The 23148-nt window shown below is 74.1% G+C and carries 21 protein-coding genes; 9 read left to right on the top strand and 12 right to left on the bottom strand.

Features of this window, described 5'->3' with window-relative positions:
- Window positions 1-461: 461 nt before the first annotated feature.
- The 6 genes from proC to ACIQUR_RS15285 all read right to left on the bottom strand — a co-directional run bounded on the left by proC (window position 462) and on the right by ACIQUR_RS15285 (window position 5740).
- On the bottom strand, window positions 462-1271 hold the full coding sequence (gene proC / locus ACIQUR_RS15260) for a pyrroline-5-carboxylate reductase (RefSeq protein ID WP_399946565.1): 810 nt from the start codon (window positions 1269-1271) through the stop codon (window positions 462-464).
- A gap of 152 nt (window positions 1272-1423) precedes the next feature.
- A complete protein-coding gene (locus tag ACIQUR_RS15265) occupies window positions 1424-2161 on the bottom strand; it encodes an ABC transporter permease (protein ID WP_403663967.1) in 738 nt (245 codons plus the stop codon).
- Window positions 2158-2937 carry an ABC transporter ATP-binding protein gene (locus tag ACIQUR_RS15270; protein ID WP_403664852.1) on the bottom strand — a complete coding sequence of 260 codons (780 nt, stop codon included), beginning with the start codon at window positions 2935-2937 and terminating at the stop codon, window positions 2158-2160. Before ACIQUR_RS15270 ends, ACIQUR_RS15265 begins: the two co-directional genes overlap by 4 nt.
- 893 nt (window positions 2938-3830) lie before the next feature.
- On the bottom strand, window positions 3831-4640 hold the full coding sequence (locus tag ACIQUR_RS15275; RefSeq protein ID WP_403663969.1) for a nucleotidyltransferase domain-containing protein: 810 nt from the start codon (window positions 4638-4640) through the stop codon (window positions 3831-3833).
- Window positions 4641-4891: 251 nt separating this feature from the next.
- Entirely contained in the window at window positions 4892-5404 is a 513-nt protein-coding gene (locus ACIQUR_RS15280; RefSeq protein WP_403663972.1) for a hypothetical protein, read from the bottom strand.
- 54 nt (window positions 5405-5458) lie between these two features.
- Window positions 5459-5740: an SH3 domain-containing protein gene (locus ACIQUR_RS15285; protein ID WP_403663975.1), complete on the bottom strand. Its 282-nt coding sequence runs from the start codon at window positions 5738-5740 to the stop codon at window positions 5459-5461.
- An 86-nt stretch (window positions 5741-5826) separates the two neighbouring features.
- On the opposite strand from ACIQUR_RS15285, the gene ACIQUR_RS15290 reads away from it, so the two are divergent.
- Window positions 5827-8088, top strand: a complete 2262-nt coding sequence (locus ACIQUR_RS15290; RefSeq protein ID WP_403663978.1) for a PQQ-binding-like beta-propeller repeat protein — start codon at window positions 5827-5829, stop codon at window positions 8086-8088.
- 98 nt (window positions 8089-8186) lie between these two features.
- On the opposite strand, the gene ilvD is transcribed toward ACIQUR_RS15290, so the two are convergent.
- The 4 genes from ilvD to ACIQUR_RS15310 all read right to left on the bottom strand — a co-directional run bounded on the left by ilvD (window position 8187) and on the right by ACIQUR_RS15310 (window position 12708).
- Window positions 8187-10037, bottom strand: coding sequence for a dihydroxy-acid dehydratase (gene ilvD / locus ACIQUR_RS15295; protein WP_403663981.1), 1851 nt, complete (start codon window positions 10035-10037; stop codon window positions 8187-8189).
- Window positions 10038-10170: 133 nt separating this feature from the next.
- Entirely contained in the window at window positions 10171-10803 is a 633-nt protein-coding gene (locus ACIQUR_RS15300; RefSeq protein ID WP_403663984.1) for a TetR family transcriptional regulator, read from the bottom strand.
- Window positions 10800-11624 (bottom strand): sugar phosphate isomerase/epimerase family protein, encoded by an 825-nt coding sequence (locus ACIQUR_RS15305; protein ID WP_399946594.1) that lies wholly within the window; start codon window positions 11622-11624, stop codon window positions 10800-10802. Before ACIQUR_RS15305 ends, ACIQUR_RS15300 begins: the two co-directional genes overlap by 4 nt.
- Before the next feature lie 157 nt (window positions 11625-11781).
- Window positions 11782-12708, bottom strand: coding sequence for a Ppx/GppA family phosphatase (locus ACIQUR_RS15310; RefSeq protein ID WP_403663988.1), 927 nt, complete (start codon window positions 12706-12708; stop codon window positions 11782-11784).
- 28 nt (window positions 12709-12736) lie between these two features.
- Between ACIQUR_RS15310 and ACIQUR_RS15315 the strand changes: the two genes are divergently transcribed.
- Window positions 12737-13579: a hypothetical protein gene (locus ACIQUR_RS15315; protein ID WP_403664854.1), complete on the top strand. Its 843-nt coding sequence runs from the start codon at window positions 12737-12739 to the stop codon at window positions 13577-13579.
- A gap of 40 nt (window positions 13580-13619) precedes the next feature.
- On the opposite strand, the gene ACIQUR_RS15320 is transcribed toward ACIQUR_RS15315, so the two are convergent.
- Window positions 13620-15344 carry a hypothetical protein gene (locus tag ACIQUR_RS15320; RefSeq protein ID WP_403663991.1) on the bottom strand — a complete coding sequence of 575 codons (1725 nt, stop codon included), beginning with the start codon at window positions 15342-15344 and terminating at the stop codon, window positions 13620-13622.
- Window positions 15345-15514: 170 nt separating this feature from the next.
- Between ACIQUR_RS15320 and radA the strand changes: the two genes are divergently transcribed.
- Window positions 15515-16921 (top strand): DNA repair protein RadA, encoded by a 1407-nt coding sequence (gene radA / locus ACIQUR_RS15325; RefSeq protein WP_403663994.1) that lies wholly within the window; start codon window positions 15515-15517, stop codon window positions 16919-16921.
- 123 nt (window positions 16922-17044) lie between these two features.
- Window positions 17045-18169 carry a DNA integrity scanning diadenylate cyclase DisA gene (gene disA / locus ACIQUR_RS15330; protein WP_403663997.1) on the top strand — a complete coding sequence of 375 codons (1125 nt, stop codon included), beginning with the start codon at window positions 17045-17047 and terminating at the stop codon, window positions 18167-18169.
- Window positions 18170-18422: 253 nt separating this feature from the next.
- Here the strand turns inward: disA and ACIQUR_RS15335 are convergent, their stop codons facing one another.
- Window positions 18423-19232: a hypothetical protein gene (locus ACIQUR_RS15335; protein WP_403664000.1), complete on the bottom strand. Its 810-nt coding sequence runs from the start codon at window positions 19230-19232 to the stop codon at window positions 18423-18425.
- Window positions 19233-19392: 160 nt separating this feature from the next.
- On the opposite strand from ACIQUR_RS15335, the gene ACIQUR_RS15340 reads away from it, so the two are divergent.
- The 5 genes from ACIQUR_RS15340 to cseB all read left to right on the top strand — a co-directional run bounded on the left by ACIQUR_RS15340 (window position 19393) and on the right by cseB (window position 23104).
- Window positions 19393-20004, top strand: coding sequence for a phosphatase PAP2 family protein (locus ACIQUR_RS15340; protein ID WP_403664002.1), 612 nt, complete (start codon window positions 19393-19395; stop codon window positions 20002-20004).
- A gap of 23 nt (window positions 20005-20027) precedes the next feature.
- Window positions 20028-20987 (top strand): A/G-specific adenine glycosylase, encoded by a 960-nt coding sequence (locus tag ACIQUR_RS15345; RefSeq protein ID WP_403664005.1) that lies wholly within the window; start codon window positions 20028-20030, stop codon window positions 20985-20987.
- Window positions 20988-21179: 192 nt separating this feature from the next.
- Complete coding sequence (locus ACIQUR_RS15350; protein ID WP_403664008.1) at window positions 21180-21740, top strand: SigE family RNA polymerase sigma factor; 561 nt, start codon at window positions 21180-21182, stop codon at window positions 21738-21740.
- Window positions 21728-22393, top strand: coding sequence for a hypothetical protein (locus tag ACIQUR_RS15355; RefSeq protein WP_403664011.1), 666 nt, complete (start codon window positions 21728-21730; stop codon window positions 22391-22393). Before ACIQUR_RS15350 ends, ACIQUR_RS15355 begins: the two co-directional genes overlap by 13 nt.
- 9 nt (window positions 22394-22402) lie before the next feature.
- Window positions 22403-23104 (top strand): two-component system response regulator CseB, encoded by a 702-nt coding sequence (cseB, locus tag ACIQUR_RS15360; protein ID WP_403664014.1) that lies wholly within the window; start codon window positions 22403-22405, stop codon window positions 23102-23104.
- Window positions 23105-23148: the final 44 nt, after the last annotated feature.

Consider the following 23148-nt stretch of genomic DNA (forward strand, 5'->3'; position numbering starts at 1 on the left):
TTTCCGGGCCCTCCGGGCGCTTCCTTCGTTTCCGACTCTATCAGATCTTTCCGACCCGATTTCCTCGGTGCTTTCCGGTTCCAGCGGCGTTTCCGGCGCTTTTCCCTTTCGGCGTTTCCGACTCTATCAGACTCTTTCGGGCCTGACTCCCAGTCAGCGGGTTTCGCCTTGGGGGCCGTTGGGCCCTTGAGGCGAGTGAGACAGTAGCGGATTCCCGGCCCCCGACCTAATCGGGGGCCGTGTCCTTCGGACACGGATTCCTCATTCGCAAATACGCATGAAAACGAGACGACAAAGTGCGTCGTTCGTTCGAATGGGTGCTTGCGGAATGGCTGCCCGGGGACCGACCGGAGTCGGCGCTCACGTCGGACAACTCGGAGAACACTACGGACCGGGGAGGGGCGTGTCAACCTTCGACAGCCCTTCACCCGGTCCGCGTACAGCCTGGTGGCGCGGGCCCGTCAGCCGTTGCCGGAGGCCAGCTCGCGGCTGCGGTCGCGGGCCGCTTCGAGGGCGGCGATCAGGGCCGCGCGGACGCCGTGGTTCTCCAGCTCCCGGATCGCGTTGATGGTCGTACCGGCCGGGGAGGTCACCGCCTCGCGCAGCTTGACCGGGTGCTCTCCGCTGTCGCGGAGCATCACCGCGGCGCCGATCGCGGCCTGCACGATCAGGTCGTGCGCCTGCGCGCGCGGGAGGCCGAGGAGGATGCCGGCGTCGGTCATCGCCTCGACGAGGAAGTAGAAGTACGCCGGCCCGGACCCGGAGAGGGCGGTGGCGGCGTCCTGCTGGGACTCGGGGACGCGGAGGGTCTTGCCGACCCCGCCGAAGATCTCCTCCGCGTGGGCGAGGTGCTCGGCGGTGGCGTGGCTGCCCGCGGAGATGACGGACATGGCCTCGTCGACCAGGGCGGGCGTGTTGGTCATGACGCGGACGACCGGGGTGCCGGGGGCCAGGCGCTCCTCGAAGAAGGAGGTCGGGATGCCGGCGGCGCCGCTGATGACCAGGCGGTCGGCCGGGATGTGCGGGGCCAGCTCGGTCAGGAGCGTCCCCATGTCCTGCGGCTTGACGGTGAGGATGAGGGTGTCGGCCCGCTTGGCGGCCTCGGCGTTGGAGACCGCCTCCACTCCGTAGCGGGTGCGCAGCTCTTCCGCGCGCTCGGCGCGGCGTGCGGTGACCAGGAGGTGCGAGGCGGGCCAGCCGCCTCGGATCATGCCGCTGAGCAGGGCCTCGCCGATCTTGCCGGTGCCGAGGACTGCGACTGTCTGGGTCATGCGGGCTCACCTCGCCGAACAGGTACTGCACGTGCGCCGTCTGTGCGCTGTGGATGTTGCTCATCCTCGCACCCGGACGCGGGCGTGCGGGGTGGTGTCCGGTGGGTGGGCAGGGCGCGCGGGCCGCGGCGGCGCGGGTCGGTGCCGGGGCGTCAGGGCGTACGCCGGCGCAGGGTCGCGGCGCCCAGCGCGAGGACGAGGAGTGCGCAGCCGGCGACGATCAGGGCGTCCCGTACGAAGTCGGTGGTGACGTCGGTGTGGTGGAGCACCTGGTTCATGCCGTCGACGGCGTACGACATCGGCAGGACGTCGGAGATGGCCTCCAGTACGGGGTGCATGGTGTCGCGGGCGGCGAAGAGTCCGCAGAGGAGCAACTGGGGGAAGATCACCGCCGGCATGAACTGGACCGCCTGGAACTCGGAGGAGGCGAAGGCGGAGACGAACAGGCCGAGGGCGGTGCCGAGGAGCGCGTCGAGCAGGGCGACGAGGAGCAGCAGCCAGGGGGAGCCGACGACGTCGAGGCCGAGGGTCCAGAGGGCGGTGCCGGTGGCGAGGAGGGACTGGGCGATCGCGACGGCGCCGAAGGCGAGGGCGTAGCCGGCGATGAGGTCGCCCTTGGCCAGGGGCATGGCGAGGAGGCGTTCGAGGGTGCCGGAGGTGCGCTCGCGGAGGGTGGCGATCGAGGTCACGAGGAACATCGTGATCAGCGGGAAGATGCCGAGGAGCGAGGCGCCGATGCCGTTGAAGGTGCCGGGGTTGCCGTCGAAGACGTAGCGGAGCAGGACCAGCATCAGGACCGGCACGAGCAGCATCAGGGCGATGGAGCGCGGGTCGTGGCGCAGCTGGCGCAGGACGCGGGCGGCGGTGGCGGTCGTACGGGCGAGGTTCATCGGGTTTCTCCTGCGGCGGCCGCGGCGGCGTCGACGAGGGTGAGGAAGCCTTCTTCGACGGTGTCGGTCTGGGTGCGGGCGCGGAGGGCGTCCGGGGTGTCCTGAGCGAGGATCCGGCCCCCGCGCATGAGGAGCAGGCTGTGGCAGCGCTCGGCCTCGTCCATGACGTGGGAAGAGACGAGGAGGGTGGCGCCGCGCTCGGCGGCGATGCGGTGGAAGAGGCTCCACAGGTCGCGGCGGAGTACGGGGTCCAGGCCGACGGTGGGCTCGTCGAGGACCAGCAGCTCCGGGGTGCCTAGGAGGGCGACGGCGAGCGAGACGCGGCTGCGCTGGCCGCCGGAGAGGTTGCCGGCGAGGGCGTGGGCGTGGCCGGCGAGGTCGACGTCGTGGAGGGCGCGGTCGACGGTGGCGGCGCGGCGGGCGGCGGCTGCGCGGCCGGGGTCGAGGACGGCGGCGAAGTAGTCGAGGTTCTGGCGGACGGTGAGGTCGTCGTAGACGGAGGGCGCCTGGGTGACGTAGCCGATGCGGGAGCGGAGCGCGGGGGCGCCTGCGTCGTCGCCGAGGACCTTGAGGGAGCCGGTGACCTTGTCCTGGGTGCCGACGATCGCCCGCATGAGGGTGGTCTTGCCGCAGCCGGAGGGGCCGAGGAGGCCGGTGATGCGGCCGCGGGGCACGTCGAAGTCGATGCCGTGGAGGACCTCGCGGGTGCCGCGCGTGCAGCGGAGCTGCCGGGCCTGGATGGCGGGGGCCGGGTCACCCTCGGGAGGATTATTCATCATGCGATGAATAATCCTCCCGAGGGTGTGCGGCGTCAAGGAGTGGAGCGGGGTGGCTGGCGGCGCGGGGGGCGCGCAGGCGGCGGGGGCGGGCCCGACAGGCGGCGGGTGGCACCGGCCGGGGAGGTGCCGCGGGGTGGGCCGGACCGGCGGAGATGCCGAGGGGTGGGCTGGGCGCCGCGGGGTGGGCCGGGCCCGCAGAGGTGGCGGGGGCGGTGGCACGACCGCGCAGGCGGCGGGGGGCGGCCTCAGGCGGCGGGCGGCACCGGCCGCGGAGGCGCCGCGGGGTCGGCCGGGTGATCAGCGGGGGCGGAGGGAGCGGTGGGGTGCGCACGGGCTGGTGATCAGTGGCCCCGTGGCAGCCGGCAGGCCAGCGGAGTAGGGGGGAGAGCGGGTTCGGCGGGCCAGGGGAGTCGGCAGGGCGCGGGCGGGCCGGGGTGGCCGGAGCGACCACCGGGCGTGGACGAGCCCCGGTGACCGGAGCGACCACCGGGCGCGGGCAGGCCGGGGTGGCCGGAGCGGCCACGGAGCGCGGACGAACCCCGGTGACCGGAGCAACCACAAGGCGCGGGCAGGCCGGAGTGGCCGGAGCGACCACGGGGCGCGCGGACGAGCCCCGGTGACCGGAGCGACCGCCGGGCGCGGGCGGGCCGGGGTGGCCGGAGCGACCACCGGGCGTGGGCGGGCCCGCCGGGCCGGCCCCGGTGCCGGGGGACGCGGGGAGGGGGGGCGACGGTTCGGCGGCGCGACTTGTGGGCGGCCGGCGGGGTGGTCGTCCGGTCATCCGGCGGGCTGACCGAGGTGCTCGACGGGCGCGCCTGCTGGGCGCGGGGCCGCGCGCGGCGGGTTCATGGCTTCGCCGGCCTGAGGCCCGTCCCCCTCCAGGGGTTCGTTCAGCGGCGCGGGGCGGTGGTGGGGGTCAGGGGGTCGACGGCGCCGTGCCAGGTGCGGGCGTAACCCTCGCGGAGGGGGCCGCCGGTCAGGGCGAGGACCTGGTACGCGGCTTCGAGGAGAGCCTCCGGGTCGCCGTGCTCGCAGAGCAGGCGGTGACCGTTCAGGAGGGCGGCGCCCCGCTCCGGGTCCGCCTCCAGCAGCCGCCGGGGCAGCCACTTGCCGCCACCCGTCCAGGCGCGGTGGTGGTCGAGGAGGAGGTCGGCCGCGGTACCGAGGACGGTGCCGGCCACGGCCAGGCGTTCCACCGGGTCCGTGACGTCGGCGAGGTCGTCCAGGGCGTCGGTGAGCACGTACCGCCGGGTCTCGACGGTCGCCGCGTCGAGGGCGGCCGGGCCCTGGTGGAGTTCGGCCCGCGCGAAGGCCTTGGCCCGGGCGGCCGCACCCGTGCGGTCGGACAGGACCAGGCCCTCGGCGTACATGCGCTGCATGACGCCGCGCCGGGAGGCGAGGTCGGCGGCGAAGATCTCCGCGAGGCCGCCGCGGGTGTGGACGAACAGCTCGACGAGCCGTCCCTCGAAGCGGAGGGTCTCGCGGCGGGTGTCGCCGCCGTCCTCGACGAGGACGGCGAGGTCGAGATCGCTGGTGGGGGTGGCCCGGCCGGCCGCGGTGGACCCGGCCAGGACCACGCCCAGGGCGTCGGGGAACCGTTCGGCGACGAGGCGGCGGGCCTGGTCGACGGCGTGGTGGACGGCGTGGTGGACGGCGGGGTCGACGGGCTGGTGGGCGCTGTCGGCGGCGTGCGGGCTCATGATCGCCAAGCTGCCACGGGTGCCCGTCGCGCCGCGAGTCGTTTCCCGCCCGGGCCGGGGCCGCCACGAAGCATCGGCCCGTGCCGGCCGTGCACCGGTCCGGCGGGAGGTCCGCCGGGGCAAGCGCAGGACCGGCCGGTCCGCGCGGGGGGCCCGGCAGGTGTGCGCGCCCCGGGGCGTGGGGTGGGGCGCGGCCCGGTCCGGCAGGGACCGGGCGCGCGGGCCGCGGGCCCGGCCCGCGGCAGGGGCCGTTACTTCTTGCGCTTCGGCTTGCGGGCGGCCGGGTTGCCCGTGCGGGTGGCCCGGCGGCGGGTGTACTCCGCCTGGGCGCGGTCGTACTCGGTGCGGGCCAGCTTCTCGCCGGGGGCTTCCCCCAGCGAGCGGAGGAAGTACGCGATCAGCGAGCCGATGAAGCCGATCGCCATCAGGCCCTTGAGGGAGCCGTCCTGCGAGCCCGGGACCGCACGGCGGGTGAAGGACTCCCAGGTCTTGCCGAAGGCGATCGCGCTGCACACCGCGAACATCACCACGACGGTCCACGAGACGAACGAGCCCACGTTGCCCAGCTCCAGGCCCTCGTAGGCGAAGCGCAGCAGGAACGCGCCCGCGAAGGCGGCCGTCAGCGAGCCGACGGCGGCACCGACGCGGCGCAGCGCGTAGCCGCCGTCGTGGTTCACCCAGGTGGTGCCGAAGAAGCGGATCCGCTCCGGCTGCGGGCCGGTGGGGGTCGGCTTCTGCGGGGTGTCGTCTCGTTCGTCGCTCACGTCTGCGATTATCCCCCGGCCCCCGTCGGCCCCGCCTGAGCCGAAGGTCACGAGTCAGCCGCAGCGCGGCGCGACGAAGCCGTCGCTGCCGGTCTTCACGTACGCGTCGGAGATGAACTCGCCGTTGGCGATGTTGTCCCAGATGTTGGTGGTGCCGTACGGCCCGGACACGTTGGTGCCGGTGCACTGGCAGTAGATCGACACGGAGGCGCCGTACGCGAGGACGCGGACGATGCTGTAGTTCGTGCCGGGTCCGCTCCGGACGTTGACGCGGTAGCCCGGCGCCACCGGATAGCGCGCCGCAACAGCCTCACCGGACATTCGTGTCTCCCCCATTGCTTCACGGTGCGTGACTCGCGCAGGTTAGCAAGGCTCGACTAGGCTCCACGGCGCGTCGGCGTACGAGCACACGGGGGGTGGGCATGCCGCGCTCGGCCCAACAACCGCAACCAGCTCATCCGGAACCCGAGTTCGCCGGCCAGTACCGGCTGGAGTCGGTCCTGGGCTCGGGCGGCATGGGCGTCGTGCACCTCGCTTCCTCCGCTTCCGGGCTGCGCCTGGCGGTGAAGGTCGTGCACGCGGAGTTCGCGGCGGACCCCGAGTTCAGGGCGCGTTTCCGCCAGGAGGTCACCGCGGCCAGGCGCGTCAGCGGCGCCTTCACCGCGGCCGTGGTGGACGCCGACCCGGAGGCCGAACGGCCCTGGATGGCCACGCTGTTCGTGGACGGTCCCACCCTGGCGGAGCGGGTCAAGCGGAGCCCGCTGACGGCCCCCGAGCTGTGCCGGCTGGGCGCGGGGCTCGCGGAGGCGCTGCGGGACATCCACCGGGCGGGTCTGGTGCACCGGGACCTCAAGCCCAGCAACGTGCTGATGGCGCCCGACGGCCCGAAGGTGATCGACTTCGGCATCTCGCGCCCCTACGACTACGCGAGTGACCTGCGCACCGAGACCGGGAAGCTGATCGGCACCCCGCCCTTCATGGCACCGGAGCAGTTCCAGCGGCCGCGCGAGGTGGGCCCGGCGGCGGACGTGTTCGCGATGGGGGCGGTGCTGGTCCACGCGGCGACCGGGCGGGGGCCGTTCGACTCCGACAGCCCGTACCTGGTGGCGTACCAGGTGGTGCACCACGAGCCGGACCTCGCGGGGGTACCGGAGGAACTGGTTCCGCTGATTTCCGCCTGTCTGGAGAAGGACCCGGCGGAGCGGCCCGCGCTGGACGCGCTGATCGCGCAGCTCCGGTCGGCCGCCTACCCGACCTCCGAGGTGACCCGGGCGTTCATACCGGAACCGCGGCGGCCGGGCGGGGCGCGGGCGGTCGTGGGTCCGGGTCCGGGTCCGCACGTCGGCCGGAGGCCGGGATCCGGCGCCGGCGCGGCGTTCGGTTCCGGTTCCGGTTCCGGTGACGACCCCACGCACTTGCGGAAGCCGGCGGCCGCCCCCCGGCGGGGCCGGCTCGGGCTGCCGCACGGCCGGCGGCGCCGTACCGCGCTCGCCGCGGGGGCGGTGCTCACCGCCGCCGCGGTCGGCCTGGGCGGGTACGCCTGGACGGACGCGATGTCCGGGTCCGCGCCCGGCGCCGGCTCGCCCGGGCGGACCGCCGCCGCGGCCGCCGTCCGCGCCTGGACCGTGACGCCGGCCGGCGGCTCCGGCACCGACACCGGCACGCCGGTCTGCGCGTACGCCGCCCCGCTCGGAGCCCTGCTCTGCAAGGGACCCGGCACGACCGCGGCCCGGCTGGACCCCGCGGACGGCCGGACGCGCTGGTCGGTACCGGCGGCCGGCGGGGTCCTGCGGGCGGAGCTCGACCGGGCGCCGGTCTTCGCGGGCGGCCTGGTGCACACCGTCGCCCCGGGCGGCGGCAGGCTGCAGGCACTGGACCCGGCCACGGGCACCGAGCGCTGGTCCGTGCCGCTGGACGGTCGGACGGTGGTGCACACCGGGGGCTCGCCCGGCACCGTGCTGCTGGCCTCCCCCGAGGGCCGGGTGACCGCGCTGGACCCGGCGACCGGCGGGCGGCGCTGGTCGAAGCGGCTGGGCGGGGTCGGTTCCGCCTGGGCCGCCGGCGAGGGTGCCGGCCCCGCCTTCGTGGTCACGCCGTCCGGCGACGGTACGTCGACCCAGGTACGGGCGGTGGACCCGGCGACCGGCGCGGTGCTGTGGCAGCAGCGCGCGCCGGGGCAGCTGCGGGTCGCCGGGAGCGCGGCCGGGGCGCTGTTCCTGCTGGCCAACGACCTGGCCGACGTCACCGTGGCGGTCGTACGGATCGACGGGCGCACCCGCGAGGTGCGGCGCGTGGCGCTCGCGGCGCGGGTCGACCAGGGCCAGGCCTCGGTGGGCGCGGACGGCACCGTGTACGTGGTGGGCCTCTCGGGCGGGCTCACCGCCGTACGCGTGGAGGCCGGCCGGCGGGGCGAGCTGTGGCGGTACGAGTCGCTGGCCAGCCGGGTCTCTCGGGCGACCGCCGCCGGGGACCGGGTCTACCTCTCGGCGGCGGACGGCCGGCTGATCGCGCTGGACGCGCGGCGCGGCACGCCGGTGGGCCAGACCGGGCCCCGGCTGGGGAAGGGCGCGAACCCCCTGAAGCCGACGCTGGCCGCGCCCGCCGTCACGGGCGACCGGGTCGTGGGCACGGCCCCGGACGGCTCGGTCTTCGCGGTGCCCGCGGCGGATCCCGCGGGCTGGTAGGCCCGGCCCCGCAGCCGAGGGCCGCACGACGGAGCGGGCGGGACCGGCCTCCGGTCCCGCCCGCTCGCGTCATGCCGTGGTGCCGGCCCCCAGCAGGTTCAGCCCAGCTTCGACACGTCCCGGACCGCGCCCTTGTCGGCGCTGGTGGCCATGGCGGCGTACGCGCGCAGGGCCGCCGAGACCGTGCGCTCGCGGTTCTTCGGGGCGTACACGCCGCCCAGCGCCTCGCGGCGGGCGGCCAGCGTGGCCTCGTCGACCAGCAGCTCGATCGAGCGGGTGGGGATGTCGATGCGGATCCGGTCGCCGTCCTCGACCAGGGCGATCGTGCCGCCCGAGGCGGCCTCCGGGGAGGCGTGGCCGATGGACAGGCCCGAGGTGCCGCCGGAGAACCGGCCGTCCGTCACCAGGGCGCAGACCTTGCCGAGGCCGCGGCCCTTGAGGAAGGAGGTCGGGTAGAGCATCTCCTGCATGCCGGGGCCGCCGCGCGGGCCCTCGTAGCGGATGACGACCACGTCACCGGCCTTGACCTGCTTGGTCAGGATCTTCTCGACGGCCTCGTCCTGGGACTCGCAGACCACGGCCGGGCCCTCGAAGGTCCAGATGGACTCGTCGACGCCGGCGGTCTTCACGACGCAGCCGTCCTCGGCGATGTTGCCCTTGAGGACCGCGAGGCCGCCGTCCTTGGAGTACGCGTGCTCGACGGAGCGGATGCAGCCGCCCTCGGCGTCGAGGTCGAGGGACTCCCAGCGCTCGGACTGCGAGAAGGCCGTGGCGGAGCGCTTGCAGCCGGGGGCCGCGTGCCACAGTTCCATCGCCTCGTCGGTCGCGGTGCCGGAGCGGGCGTCCCACTTCGCCAGCCAGTCCTCCAGGCCCTCGGAGTGGACCGTGTTGACGTCCTTGTTGAGCAGGCCGCCGCGGTGCAGTTCGCCGAGGATCGCGGGGATGCCGCCGGCGCGGTGCACGTCCTCCATGTAGTACGTGCCGCCGGGCGCGACGTTCGGGGCGACCTTGGCCAGGCAGGGGACGCGGCGCGAGACGGCGTCGATGTCCTTGAGGTCGTAGTCCAGGCCCGCCTCCTGGGCGGCGGCCAGCAGGTGGAGGATCGTGTTGGTCGAGCCGCCCATCGCGATGTCGAGCGCCATGGCGTTCTCGAAGGCCTCGCGGGTGGCGATGTTGCGGGGCAGGACCGAGTGGTCGTCCTGCTCGTAGTGGCGCTTGGTGATCTCGACGATCGTGCGGCCGGCCTCCTCGTACAGCGCCCGGCGGGCGGTGTGGGTGGCGAGGACGGAGCCGTTGCCGGGCAGGGCCAGGCCGATGGCCTCGGCGAGGCAGTTCATCGAGTTGGCGGTGAACATGCCCGAACAGGAGCCACAGGTCGGACAGGCGTTCTCCTCGATGCGGAGGATGTCCTCGTCGGAGACGTTCTCGTTCGACGCGTCGACCATGGCGTCGATCAGGTCCAGCTTGCGCACGGTGCCGTCGACGAGGGTGGCCTGTCCGGCCTCCATCGGGCCGCCGGAGACGAAGACCACCGGGATGTTGAGGCGCATGGCGGCCATCAGCATGCCGGGGGTGATCTTGTCGCAGTTGGAGATGCAGATCAGGGCGTCGGCGCAGTGCGCCTCGACCATGTACTCGACGCTGTCGGCGATCAGGTCGCGGGACGGCAGCGAGTAGAGCATGCCGGCGTGGCCCATGGCGATGCCGTCGTCGACCGCGATGGTGTTGAACTCGCGCGGGACGGCGCCGGCCGCGCGGATGGCGTCCGAGACGATGCGGCCGACCGGCGCGAGGTGGGTGTGCCCGGGCACGAACTCGGTGAAGGAGTTGGCCACGGCGATGATCGGCTTGCCGATGTCTTCGCTCGCTACGCCCGACGCGCGCATCAGGGCGCGCGCGCCCGCCATGTTGCGGCCGTGGGTGACGGTGCGGGACCTCAGCTCGGGCATCGGGTTCACTCCCCAGTAGCGGCGCAGTCGGAACTGCGGATACGACTGTTACGAGCCTACGCCCCGACTCCAGGATCCGGACAGGGCGTCCGGATGCCGGGATGCCGGGATCACTCCTCGGTCGGCCGCCCCGTCAGGCTTCCGTCAGGTACCGCTGGAGCGTCGGGGCCACCAGGGCGACGATCTGCTCCGGATCGGCGGAGGCGAGGGGCTCGACCTGGACGACGTACCGCAGCATCGCGATGCCGATCATGTGGGAGGCGGCCAGCTCCGCGCGGAAGGTGGGGTCGGGGACCTTCAGGTCGGCGGCCACCCGCTCCAGCAGCTTGCGCAGCACGAGGTTGCGCAGCACCTTGGCCGCCGCCTCGTGCGTGAGGGCCGACCGGATCACGGCCAGCATCGGGGCGCGGGTGACGGGGTTCTCCCAGACGCCGAGGAAGTAGCGGGCCAGCCGCTCGCCGACGCCGTCGGGGCCCTGGCCGAGGATGGCGGGCACGAGCAGGGCGGGCTCGATGCTGGTCTCGACGGCCGCGGCGAACAGCTCGTCCTTGGAGCCGAAGTAGTGGTGGACCAGGGCCGGGTCCACACCCGCGGCCTTGGCGACGCCGCGTACCGAGGTCTTGTCGTACCCGCGCTCGGCGAACTCCTCGCGGGCGGCGAGGCGGATCCGCTCCTGGGTGCCGGGCCCGCTGTCGGCCTCGGCCCGGGAGGGGCGGCCGCGGCGGCGGGGCCGGTCGGGGCCGGTGGTGTCCGAGCCGGTGGTCATGTCCGGGGCACCCGCAGGGCGGAGGCCAGGTGCAGCCGCGTGAAGGCGAGGGCCTCGGCGAGGTCGGCCTCGCGCTCGGCCGCCGACATGGCGCGGCGGGTGTTGACCTCGATGACGACGTGGCCGTCGAAGCCGCCCAGGGCGAGTCGTTCCAGCAGCTCGGCGCAGGGCTGGGTACCGCGGCCGGGGACCAGGTGCTCGTCCTTGGCCGAGCCGTTGCCGTCGGCGAGGTGGACGTGCGCGAGGCGGTCGCCCATCCGGTCGACCATGGCGGTGGCGTCGGAGCGGGCGGTCGCGGTGTGGGAGAGGTCGACGGTGTAGTGGCGGTAGTCGTCCTTGGTGACGTCCCACTCCGGGGCGTACGCGAGCATCTCGCGGTCGCGGTAGCGCCAGGGGTACATGTTCTCGACGGCGAAGCGGACGTCGGTCTCGTCGGCCATGCGCCAGATGCCCTGGACGAAGTCGCGGGCGTACTGGCGCTGCCAGCGGAAGGGCGGGTGGACGACGACCGTGGACGCGCCGAGCTTCTCCGCGGCGGACCGGGCGCGCTGGAGCTTGGTCCAGGGGTCGGTGGACCAGACGCGCTGGGTGATGAGCAGGCAGGGCGCGTGGATCGCGAGGACCGGGATCCGGTGGTAGTCGCTCAGCCGGCGCAGGGCCTCGATGTCCTGGCTGACGGGGTCGGTCCACACCATGACCTCGACGCCGTCGTACCCCAGGCGTGCGGCGACCTCGAAGGCGGTCGCCGTCGACTCCGGGTAGACCGAGGCCGTGGACAGCGCGACCTTCGCGTCCGGGATGCGCACGACTGGTTCTGCCACGGGGACAGGGTACGGGGCCCCGCCGCGCACCGTCGGGGCCACCGCCCGCTTCCGGCCGGACGGTGGCCCGTACGCCCTCACTCGGCCACCCGCGCCCCGCGCCCCACGCCCCGGCGCCGACCCCACGCCCGAGCCCCGAGCCCCGAGCCCCGACGCCCTACGGCAGGTGGTCCAGGCGGCGCAGGATGACGCCCTCCCGCAGGGCCCAGGGACAGATCTCCAGCTCGTCCACGCCGAAGAGGTCCATGGCGCCCTCGGCGACCAGGGCCCCGGCCAGCAGCTGCCCCGCGCGGCCCTCGGAGACGCCCGGGAGCCCGGCGCGCTCGGCGGCGCTCATGGCGGCCAGCCGCGGCACCCACTCCTCCAGGGACTTCCGGGTGAGCTCGCGCTGGACGTACAGGCCCTCGGCCGAGCGGGCGGCTCCGGCGATGCGGGCCAGCTGCTTGAAGGTCTTGGAGGTGGCGACCACGTGGTCCGGGGCGCCGAAGCGGCTGAACTCGCCGACGCTGCGGGCGATCTGGGCCCGTACGTGCCGACGCAGCGCGCGTACGTCCGCCGGGTCCGGCGGGTCGCCCGGCAGCCAGCCGGCGGTGAGGCGCCCGGCGCCCAGCGGGAGGGAGACGGCGCAGTCGGGCTCCTCGTCGATGCCGTACGCGATCTCCAGCGAGCCGCCGCCGATGTCGAGGACCAGCAGCTTCCCCGCGGACCAGCCGAACCAGCGGCGCACGGCCAGGAAGGTGAGGCGGGCCTCGTCGGCGCCGCTGAGCACCTGGAGGTCGATGCCGGTCTCCTCGCGGACCCGGGCCAGCACCTCGTCGGCGTTGGTGGCCTCGCGCACGGCGGAGGTCGCGAAGGGCAGCACGTCCTCGCAGCCCTTGTCCTCGGCCGCCTGGACGGCTCCGGCGATCACGCCGGTCAGCTTGTCGATGCCCTCGGGGCCGATCGCTCCCTCGGGGTCGAGCAGCTCCGCCAGGCGGAGTTCCACCTTGTGCGAGTGCGCGGGCAGCGGGCGCGCGCCGGGGTGCGCGTCCACCACCAGCAGATGGATCGTGTTCGAACCCACATCAAGGACACCGAGTCTCATGGAAGGAACGCTACTGCGATTCGGCCATATGGCCCGCCACCCCGCTTACGCTGGGGTTGTGCCAAATACGAAGAAGGCCAAGAAGCAGGCAAAAGACCCCAAGTCCCAGCAGAAGAAGCGGGACGAGGTCGCTCTGGACTTCCCGCGGGCCTGGGTCGAGTTCCCGGACCCCGCCGACGACGAGCAGGTCTTCCGGTGTGACCTGACCTGGCTGACCTCCCGCTGGACCTGCATCTTCGGCAGCGGCTGCCAGGGCATCCAGGCCGGCCGCGCGGACGACGGCTGCTGCACGCTGGGCGCGCACTTCTCGGACGAGGAGGACGAGCAGCGGGTGGCCGGGCACGTGGCGAGGCTCACTCCCGAACTGTGGCAGTTCCACGACGAGGGAACCCGTACGGGCTGGACCCAGCTCGACGAGGACGGCGACCGGCAGACCCGCCGCTGGGAGGGCTCCTGCATCTTCCAGAACCGCCCCGGCTTCCCCGGCGGCGCGGGCTGCTCGCTGCACATCCTGGCGCTCAGGGAGGGCCGGGAACCGCTGGAGACCAAGCCGGACGTGTGCTGGCAGCTGCCGATCCGGCGGACGTACGACTGGATCGACCGGCCCGACGACACCCGGGTGCTCCAGGTGTCGATCGGCGAGTACGACCGGCGCGGCTGGGGGCCGGGCGGCCACGACCTGCACTGGTGGTGCACCTCGGCGACCTCCGCGCACGGCGCGGGCGAACCGGTGTACGTCACCTACAAGCCCGAGCTGACCGAGCTGATGGGCAAGGAGGGGTACGAGGTGCTGGCCGGGCTGTGCGAGCAGCGGCTGGCCAGTCTCCTGCCGATGGCGCCGCACCCCGCGGACCCGGGCCCGGTCGCCTGACCCGGCCGCCGGGTCCAGGCCCTGCCTTTCGGATCACGGCCTAGTTCCCGCTCGGCTCGCCCGTCGGACCCGGGTCCGAGGGGGAAACCGTTCCTTCTGACGCCGAGGGCGTCGGGGTCGGGGTCGGCGTCGGGGTGTCCGAGGGGGTCGGCGTCGGGCTCGGCGTGGGGCTCGCCGTCGTCGGCGTCGGGGTCGGCGTCGGCGTGGACGGCTTGGGCGCGCCCCGGCCCTCGATCGTGAGGACCGCGCCCGAGGGGTCGACGCCGAGGCGGGAGATCCACTCCCCGGCCGGCTCCAGCGCGTGGTCCACGGTGATCCGTACGGTGAACGTTTCGCCCGGCTCCAGGACGCCCTGGCTCTGGCTGACGCCGAGCCACGGCGAGTCCCACCAGAGCCGCCAGTGGACGGGTGCCCCGCCCGAGGCGCTGAGGATGACCAGGGTGGTGCCGCCCGAGGAGACCGCGTCGACCGAGAGCCGCCCGGGCCCGCGGGTGCCGGGGGCGGTCGGCGGGGCGGTGTCGCCCGGGGTGATGACCTCGACCGACACGTCCGGGGTGCGGGCCCCCGAGGTGAAGCCGGGCGCGGGTCCGCTCCCGGCGTTCCCCGCGTTCTCGTACGTGGAGTAGGCGCCGCCCGCGGTCCGCGTGTGCCCCTCGGCCTCGGCCGCGGAGATGGCGGTGACCCCGGCGGTGCCCTCCCCGGTCAGCGGGGCTCCCCGGTACGCGGCCCAGAGGGCCAGCACCGGCGCGGCGACCACGGTGGCCACCACCGTGGTGGTGACGGCACGGGCGCGCAGCCGGTCCCGGCGGGCGGCCCGGTCCTTGGGGTCCACCGGATATCCCGCGCGGTCGAAGCGCGGGACCGCCGCGCGCCCCCGCGGCACGGTGCGCGAGGCCAGCAGTACGGCCTCCCGGGGTGCGGGCACCAGTGGCAGCGCGGCCGGGCCGAGGGCGGAGCCGGGCCAGGGCCCGCCGGCGCCGACCCGCTCGGCGACGCGGCGGCAGGTGGGGCAGTCGTCGACGTGCCGGACCAGCTCGCTGCGCAGGGCGGTGGAGAGCAGCACCTGGCTGTCGCCGGTGAGCCGGGCGACGCTGGGACAGCTGCCGGTCTCGACCACGGCGAGGGCGGCGCGGGTGCGCTCGACCTCGCAGGCGGCGCCGGCCAGGAGCTCGCGGGCGGCGGCCGGGGCCATGCCGGTCACGGCGGCCACCTCGGAGACGGCGAGGCCGTGGCGGACGGACAGTTCGAGCGCCTCGCGCTGCTCCGGGGTGGTGCCCGCCGCCTCCGGCCAGGCGAGCCGGGCCAGCTCGGCGTGGCGCTGGTCGGCCGGGTCGGGGGCGGGCGGGGGCGTGGCGCCGGCGGGCGGGGGCGTGCTGCCGGGCGCATGGGCGGAGCCTCCGGCCGTGCCGTGCGCCTGTGTGCGCTCCGGCGCACGCCGGGCGCTGTGCGCCCCGGGCCGGACCCGCCGCTGCACCGAGAGCCTCCGCAGGCAGGCCCAGCGGGCCAGCGCGTAGAGCCAGGCGCGGCGCGCGGCCTCGCCCTCGGGACAGCGGCTCGCCTGCCGTTCGGCCACGGCGAGTACGTCGCCCAGCACGGTGGTGGCCGCGTCGTGGTCGCAGAGCACCGAGAGGCAGTAGGTGAACAGGCCGTCGAGGTGCGCCTCGTGGCCGGAGGTGGGCTGCTGCTCCGGCGTGCGGGGCGCGCGCCCGTGCGCCCGGTGTGCGCCGGTGCTCTGGATGGGCTGTGCCTGACTGCTGCTTGTCACCCGGCGACCGTAGAAGCCACGCCGTGGGCGCCCTGGAAGCCTTCAGCAGTTTTAATCCTTACGGGTGAACAGATCCCTCATAAGGGGAGAGACCCCGTGACGTACGGGCCCCGGAGCCCGTTCGGGGGCTGTGGCCGGGGCTTGTCGGAGGGTGCCGATACCGTTGCGGCATGGCTGCCCGTACATCCCGTTCATCCGCCAAGGACCGGCCGTCCTACCGCTGCACCGAGTGCGGCTGGACCACCGCCAAGTGGCTCGGCCGCTGCCCCGAGTGCCAGGCGTGGGGCACGGTCGAGGAGACCGGCGCCCCCGCGGTCCGGACGACGGCGGCGGGCCGGGTCTCGACGGCGGCGGTGCCGATCGGCCAGGTCGACGGCCGGCAGGCGACGGCGCGTACGACGGGCGTGGACGAGCTGGACCGCGTGCTCGGCGGGGGCCTGGTGCCCGGTGCCGTGGTGCTGCTGGCGGGCGAGCCCGGCGTGGGCAAGTCCACGCTGCTGCTGGACGTGGCGGCCAAGGCGGCGAGCGACGCGCACCGCACGCTGTACGTCACGGGCGAGGAGTCGGCGAGCCAGGTGCGGCTGCGCGCCGACCGGATCCACGCCCTGAGCGACCACCTCTACCTGGCGGCGGAGACGGACCTGTCCGCGGTGCTGGGGCACCTGGACGCGGTGAAGCCGTCGCTGCTGATCCTGGACTCGGTGCAGACGGTGGCCTCCCCGGAGATCGACGGCGCGCCGGGCGGCATGGCGCAGGTCCGGGAGGTGGCCGGGGCGCTGATCAGGGCTTCCAAGGAGCGGGGCATGTCCACGCTGCTGGTGGGCCACGTGACGAAGGACGGCGCGATCGCGGGCCCCCGGCTGCTGGAGCACCTGGTGGACGTGGTGCTGCACTTCGAGGGCGACCGGCACGCGCGCCTCCGGCTCGTGCGGGGCGTGAAGAACCGGTACGGCGCGACGGACGAGGTCGGCTGCTTCGAGCTGCACGACGAGGGGATCACCGGCCTGGCCGACCCCAGCGGCCTGTTCCTGACCCGGCGCGACGAGCCGGTCCCCGGCACCTGCCTGACCGTGACGCTGGAGGGCCGCCGGCCGCTGGTGGCCGAGGTGCAGGCGCTCACCGTCGACTCGCAGATCCCGTCGCCCCGGCGGACCACCTCCGGCCTGGAGACCTCCCGGGTGTCGATGATGCTGGCGGTGCTGGAGCAGCGCGGGCGGATCAGCGCCCTGGGCAAGCGGGACATCTACTCGGCCACGGTGGGCGGCGTGAAGCTCTCGGAGCCGGCCGCCGACCTGGCCATCGCGCTGGCCCTGGCCTCGGCGGCGAGCGACACCCCGCTGCCGAAGAACCTGGTGGCCATCGGCGAGGTGGGGCTCGCGGGCGAGGTGCGGCGGGTGACCGGCGTACAGCGGCGGCTGGCGGAGGCGCACCGGCTGGGCTTCACGCACGCGCTGGTGCCGGGCGATCCCGGCAAGGTCCCGCCCGGCATGCGGGTGACGGAGGTGGCGGACATGGGGGACGCGCTGCGGGTGCTGCCCCGCTCGCGGGCGGCCTCTCGGCGGGCGCCCGCCGAGTAGCCGCGGGCTTGAATCGGGTCCCCTCCGGGCAAGGCTCGGGAGGGGCGCGGGACGCGCCGGTAGACTTTGGGCTGGTCCGCCCGGCCATGGCCGGGCGGCGGAACCCGCGACCGGAGGAGTGCAGTGGCAGCCAAGGACGGGGCAGCGGCACCCGGGAAGTCCGGCGCGAGCTCCAAGCACGAAGCGCTCATGCGCGCCTCGCTGAGCGCCGTCGCGCCTGGTCAGCAGCTGCGTGACGGCCTGGAGCGGATCGTCCGCGGCAACACCGGCGGCCTGATCGTCCTCGGTATGGACAAGGCCGTCGAGTCCATGTGCACCGGCGGTTTCGTCCTGGACGTGGAGTTCACGGCGACGCGGCTGCGCGAGCTGTGCAAGCTCGACGGCGCGCTGATCCTCGACAAGGACATCACCAAGATCCTCCGCGCCGGCGTGCAGCTGGTGCCGGACGCGTCGATCCCGACGGAGGAGACCGGCACCCGGCACCGCACCGCGGACCGCGTCTCGAAGCAGTGCGGCTTCCCGGTGGTCTCCGTCTCGCAGTCGATGCGGCTGATCGCCCTGTACGTCGACGGGGAGCGCCGGGTCCTGGAGGAGTCGGGCGCGATCCTGTCCCGGGCGAACCAGGCGCTGGCCACCCTGGAGCGGTACAAGCTCCGGCTGGACGAGGTCGCGGGCACGCTGTCCGCCCTGGAGATCGAGGACCTGGTCACGGTCCGCGACGTCACCGCGGTCGCCCAGCGGCTGGAAATGGTCCGCCGGATCGCGACCGAGATCGCCGAGTACGTGGTGGAGCTGGGCACCGACGGCCGCCTCCTCTCGCTCCAGCTGGACGAGCTGACGGTCGGTGTCGAGCCCGAGCGGGAGCTGGTGATCCGCGACTACGTCCCCGAGCCGACGGCGAAGCGTTCCCGCACGGTGGAGGAGGCGCTGGCCGAGCTGGACTCGCTCACCCACGCGGAGCTGCTGGAACTTCCCATCGTGGCCAAGGCCCTGGGGTACAGCGGCTCCCCCGAGACGCTGGACTCGGCCGTCTCGCCGCGCGGTTACCGGCTGCTGGCCAAGGTGCCGCGGCTGCCGGGCGCGATCATCGAGCGGCTGGTCGAGCACTTCGGCGGGCTGCAGAAGCTGCTGGCGGCGTCCGTGGACGACCTCCAGACCGTCGACGGCGTCGGCGAGGCCCGGGCGCGCAGCGTCCGCGAGGGCCTGTCGCGCCTGGCGGAGTCCTCGATCCTGGAGCGCTACGTCTAGGCCCTGTCTTTCGGATCACGCCGGGCTCGCGGGCCCTGGCACGCACGCTCGCCGCGTTGTCGTCGGTCGCCAACGCTCCGCGTTGACTTCCTCCTCCGCCTTGCGATCGCACGCACCAGACCCCGCTCCCTGATCCGACCTGATCCGAAAGACAGGGCCTAGGCCCCCCGAAGACGACCGCGCGGCCGGCCCCGGACGGGGCCGGCCGCGTTGCGTTCGCTCCCCCGGCGGTCCGGGGTGCCGTCCGGTCCCGTCAGTCCTTCTCCAGGACGAACGAGGTCTGGATGACCGGCAGGCCCGGGGCCTTGACCTCGACCAGGTAGGTGCCGGCCTCGGCCGCGCCCTGCGGCGGTGACGCGCAGGCGGCGGCGTCGCTGCCCTTGCGGTCCCATTCCACCGCGTGCGTGATGCCGGCCTTCGCGGGCACCCGGAAGTAGGCGTTCCCCGCCCCGCTGGGGCAGTCCGCGGAGGACCAGAGGGCCTTGTCGTCGCCGGCCTTCGTGATGGTGAGGACCGCGTGCTTCGGGCCGAGGTCGACCTTGCAGGTGGTGCCCGAGGTGTTGTCGGCGACCAGCTCGAACCGCGGGCGCTCGGTGGGCTCGTACGCGTTCTTCACGCTGCGCACGCTCCACCGGACGGCGCCGGGGGCGCAGTTGGGGAGCGGGGAGGCGGCCGGGACCTGGACCGCGCCGCCGCCGGGGCCGCCGACTCCCGGGTCGCCGTTCTTGCCGGCGCCCTCGTCGGTGCCGGTGCCCGGGTCCGTACCGGGGTCCGATCCGGTCTGGTCGCTCCCGGTGTCGCCGGAGCCGCTGCCGCCCGACTCGCCGCGGCCGCCCGGGTACTGACTGATCGCCGAACCGGACGGGTTCGGCCCCGGGGTGATCGGGTCGTTGGTACGGGTGCCGTTGGGGCCCTTCGCGTCCGTACTCGCCTTGTGGGAACCGGAGCTGACGGCCCATGTGGCGATGATGGCGAGGAGCGCGACGACGGACGCCAGAACGGCCCTCCGTCGCCAGTAGATGGAGGAGGGGAGCGGCCCGACCGGATTGCGCAGAGATCCCACGGAGCGAACTTTACGAGAGATCCGGTCCCGATCCGCGTCCCACCCGCCGCACGCACACGGTGTTTTGGCGATCATCATCCTGCGGTCGGAAAGCGGAACGTAAAAAACCGGTCAACGGTCGGATGCGGGCGTCCATCGGATTTGCGTACTGTCGGTGACCATGGACACCTCCGACCTCTACCGCGACGTCACGGACTTCGCGCGTTCAACCCCCGGCTGGGTGCAGTCGGTCGCCGAGCTGTGGACCGAGGCCGGCATCGTCCTCTTCGGGCTGCTCTTCGTCGCCCTGTGGTGGCGCGCCCGGCCGCTGGACCACCGCGCGCAGGCGCTCGCCGTGCTCGCACCGCTGGCGACGGCGGCCGCGTACGTGGTCTCGGAACTGCTCAAGTCGGTGGTCCAGGAGGAACGTCCCTGCCGGGCGGTGGCGGGGGCGGGGAGCCCTCTCATCAGCTGCCCGCCGTACGGCGACTGGTCCTTTCCCAGCAACCACTCCGCGATAGCCGGCGCCGCCGCGATCGCCCTGGCGGTGGTCGTCCCGCGGCTGGCCCTGCTGACCGTCCCGATGGCACTCCTGATGGCCTTCTCCCGGGTGTTCGTCGGCGTCCACTACCCGCACGACGTGGCCATGGGCCTGCTCTTCGGCGGCTCCGCGGCGGCCCTGCTGATGGCCGTGGCGGCCGTCCCGATGACCCGGGTGGTGGCCTCCGTACGCTCCTCCGGACGCCCGGCGGCTGTCTGGATCACTGGCGCGGGCCCGGCGGGACGCCCCTGAAACGTGCCAGGATGCGGAATGCCATGACTGCCATCACCGCCTCCTCCCCCGGTTCCGTTCCCGTGCCCCCGGCGGCCGGCGGCTCCGCCGCCGCGGACCTGCCCTTCGCACCGGACACCCTGCACGCCCCCGTCATCGACTGGTTCGAGGACAACGCCCGCGACCTGCCCTGGCGGCATCCCGAGGCCGGTCCCTGGGGCGTGATGGTCAGCGAGTTCATGCTCCAGCAGACCCCCGTGGCCCGGGTCCTCCCGGTGTACGAGCAGTGGCTGGCCCGCTGGCCCCGCCCGGCCGACCTGGCCGCCGAGGCTCCCGGCGAGGCCGTCCGCGCCTGGGGACGGCTCGGCTACCCGCGCCGCGCGCTGCGCCTGCACGGTGCGGCCGTCGCCATAACGGAGCGGCACGGGGGCGACGTACCGCGCGACCACGCCCAGCTGCTCGCCCTGCCCGGCATCGGCGAGTACACCGCGGCCGCCGTGGCCTCCTTCGCGTACGGGCAGCGCCACCCGGTGCTCGACACCAACGTCCGGCGGGTCTTCGCCCGGGCCGTGACGGGCACCGAGTACCCGCCCAACGCCACGACGGCCGCCGAACGCCGGCTCGCCCGCGCCCTGCTGCCCGGGGACGAGCCCACGGCCGCGGCCTGGGCGGCGGCCTCCATGGAGCTCGGCGCGCTGGTGTGCACCGCGAAGAGCCCGGCCTGCCCGCGCTGCCCGATCGCGGCGAGCTGCGCCTGGCGGCTGGCCGGCAAGCCCGAGCACCAGGGACCGCCGCGGCGCGGCCAGACGTACGCCGGGACCGACCGGCAGGTGCGCGGCAAGCTCCTCGCGGTGCTGCGCGAGGCGGTCGGGCCGGTGCCGCAGGCCGCGCTCGACGCGGTCTGGGACGAACCCGTGCAACGGGCCCGCGCGCTCGACGGACTGGTCGCCGACGGGCTCGTGGAGCCGCTGGACGGCGGCGCGTACCGGCTGCCGCTGACCTGACCTGCGGGAAGCCGAACCGGAAGGAAATCCTCCGCCCATCCGGGGAAAGCCCAGCTCAGAGGGCTGTTACACAACCTATGGCTTTCCGTGCGCCCACCGAGGTCTGGACCGCACAGCCTCGTGACAACCCGTCCGTAACTTCGAATCCGTAAGCACGGGGAGACGGACGGAACGGAACGGAGGCGGTCTGAGATGGCGCACGGCGAGGTACTCGAGTTCGAAGAGTACGTACGTACCCGCCAGGACGCGCTGCTGCGGAGCGCGCGCCGCCTGGTTCCGGACCCGACCGACGCGCAGGACCTGCTGCAGACCGCGCTGGTCCGCACGTACGGGCGCTGGGACGGGATCGCGGACAAGTCCCTGGCGGACGCGTACCTGCGCCGCGTCATGATCAACACCCGGACCGAGTGGTGGCGGGCGCGCAAGCTCGAAGAGGTCCCGACCGAGCAGCTGCCCGACGCGAGCGTGGAGGACGGCGCCGAGCAGCGCGCGGACCGCGCCCTGCTGATGGACGTCCTCAAGGTGCTCGCGCCCAAGCAGCGCAGTGTCGTGGTGCTGCGACACTGGGAGCAGATGAGCACCGAGGAGACGGCCGCGGCGCTCGGGATGTCTGCGGGAACCGTGAAGAGCACACTGCACCGGGCGCTGGCGCGGCTCCGCCAGGAGCTGGAGAGCCGCAACCTCGACATGCGCGCCCTGGAACGCGGTGACCACTACGTGCGGAGCGAGGGGCGGGAGCGTTGCGCGGCCTGAGTGGCAGAAGCCTCGAACGACGGGGCTCCTTCGCGCTGATGTCGGCGGGGACGATCGTCCTCGCCGGCTCAGTGCTGTTCGTGGTCGGCTGCACCTCGGGGGGCACCGGCCTGAAGGACGAGGGTCCGGCCAGTACGGAGTCGGTGGCGAAGGCCGCTCCGACGCCGCGCTCGTCCGGCGGGTCGCCGCCGGTGAAGAAGGTCGACGCGGTCGCGCTGCTGAAGGCGGACCCGAAGGTGAGCGCGCAGCTCAAGCAGGACCTGAAGCCGTGCGTGGGCAAGCAGTTCCCGGTGGACGTCACCTACGGCAAGGTCACCGGGAACACCTCGGACGACGTGATCGTCAACGTGCTGTCCTGCGCCGACGCGGTGGGGGTGGGCTCCTTCGTGTACCGCCTGGAGGGCGACAAGTACCAGAATGTCTTCGCCGACGAGATGCCTCCGGTCTACGCCGAGATCGACCGGGGAGACCTCGTGCTGACCCGCGAGGTCTACGGCAAGGGCGACTCCATCGCCTACCCGTCCGGGCAGGACGTGCTCACGTACCGCTGGATGGGCGACAAGTTCACCGTGCACGACCGGGTGCACACGGATTTCAGCAACACGGCCGACGGCGGCGGACAGCCCGCCCCGGCCGTCACGTCGAAGGGCTGAGTGCAGCGGATGGCCGAGACCCATGTGCTTTTCGTGGAGGACGACGACGTCATCCGCGAGGCCACGACCCTCGCGCTGGAGCGCGACGGCTTCGTCGTGACCGCCCAGCCCGACGGCCTGGCGGGCCTGGAGTCGTTCCGGGAGAAGCGCCCCGACATCGCGCTCCTCGACGTGATGGTCCCCGGCATGGACGGCGTGAGCCTGTGCCGCCGGATCCGTGACGAGTCCACCGTGCCCGTGATCATGCTGTCGGCGCGCGCCGACTCCATCGACGTGGTGCTGGGCCTCGAAGCGGGCGCGGACGACTACGTCACCAAGCCCTTCGACGGCGCGGTGCTGGTCGCGCGGATCCGCGCGGTGCTGCGCCGCTTCGGGCACGCCGGCGGCGTCGGCGGCGCGGCCGAGGAGGAGCCGGCCGGCGAGCGCGGCGTCCTGTCCTTCGGCGACCTGGAGGTCGACACGGAGGGCATGGAGGTCCACCGCGGCGGCGAGCCCGTGGCCCTGACCCCCACCGAGATGCGGCTCCTGCTGGAGTTCTCCACCGCGCCCGGCACCGTGCTCTCCCGCGACCGGCTGCTGGAGCGGGTCTGGGACTACGACTGGGGCGGCGACACCCGCGTGGTGGACGTCCACGTCCAGCGGCTGCGCACGAAGATCGGCCAGGACCGGATCGAGACGGTCCGGGGATTCGGATACAAGCTGAAGGCATGAGGGGGCACACAGAGCTCGCGTCCTGCCAGGCGCCCCTTCCCGCG

This window comes from Streptomyces sp. NPDC101132 (assembly GCF_044759225.1).
GTDB lineage: Bacteria > Actinomycetota > Actinomycetes > Streptomycetales > Streptomycetaceae > Streptomyces.

Excerpts from the sequence above, each read along its gene's own strand:
- proC (WP_399946565.1), bottom strand. The coding sequence starts at position 1,271 with ATGACCCAGACAGTCGCAGTCCTCGGCACCGGCAAGATCGGCGAGGCC.
- ACIQUR_RS15265 (WP_403663967.1), bottom strand. The coding sequence starts at position 2,161 with ATGAACCTCGCCCGTACGACCGCCACCGCCGCCCGCGTCCTGCGCCAG.
- ACIQUR_RS15270 (WP_403664852.1), bottom strand. The coding sequence starts at position 2,937 with ATGAATAATCCTCCCGAGGGTGACCCGGCCCCCGCCATCCAGGCCCGG.
- ACIQUR_RS15275 (WP_403663969.1), bottom strand. The coding sequence starts at position 4,640 with ATGAGCCCGCACGCCGCCGACAGCGCCCACCAGCCCGTCGACCCCGCC.
- ACIQUR_RS15285 (WP_403663975.1), bottom strand. The coding sequence starts at position 5,740 with ATGGGGGAGACACGAATGTCCGGTGAGGCTGTTGCGGCGCGCTATCCG.
- ACIQUR_RS15290 (WP_403663978.1), top strand. The coding sequence starts at position 5,827 with ATGCCGCGCTCGGCCCAACAACCGCAACCAGCTCATCCGGAACCCGAG.
- ilvD (WP_403663981.1), bottom strand. The coding sequence starts at position 10,037 with ATGCCCGAGCTGAGGTCCCGCACCGTCACCCACGGCCGCAACATGGCG.
- ACIQUR_RS15300 (WP_403663984.1), bottom strand. The coding sequence starts at position 10,803 with ATGACCACCGGCTCGGACACCACCGGCCCCGACCGGCCCCGCCGCCGC.
- ACIQUR_RS15310 (WP_403663988.1), bottom strand. The coding sequence starts at position 12,708 with ATGAGACTCGGTGTCCTTGATGTGGGTTCGAACACGATCCATCTGCTG.
- ACIQUR_RS15315 (WP_403664854.1), top strand. The coding sequence starts at position 12,737 with ATGGCCCGCCACCCCGCTTACGCTGGGGTTGTGCCAAATACGAAGAAG.
- radA (WP_403663994.1), top strand. The coding sequence starts at position 15,515 with ATGGCTGCCCGTACATCCCGTTCATCCGCCAAGGACCGGCCGTCCTAC.
- ACIQUR_RS15340 (WP_403664002.1), top strand. The coding sequence starts at position 19,393 with ATGGACACCTCCGACCTCTACCGCGACGTCACGGACTTCGCGCGTTCA.
- ACIQUR_RS15345 (WP_403664005.1), top strand. The coding sequence starts at position 20,028 with ATGACTGCCATCACCGCCTCCTCCCCCGGTTCCGTTCCCGTGCCCCCG.
- ACIQUR_RS15350 (WP_403664008.1), top strand. The coding sequence starts at position 21,180 with ATGGCGCACGGCGAGGTACTCGAGTTCGAAGAGTACGTACGTACCCGC.
- cseB (WP_403664014.1), top strand. The coding sequence starts at position 22,403 with ATGGCCGAGACCCATGTGCTTTTCGTGGAGGACGACGACGTCATCCGC.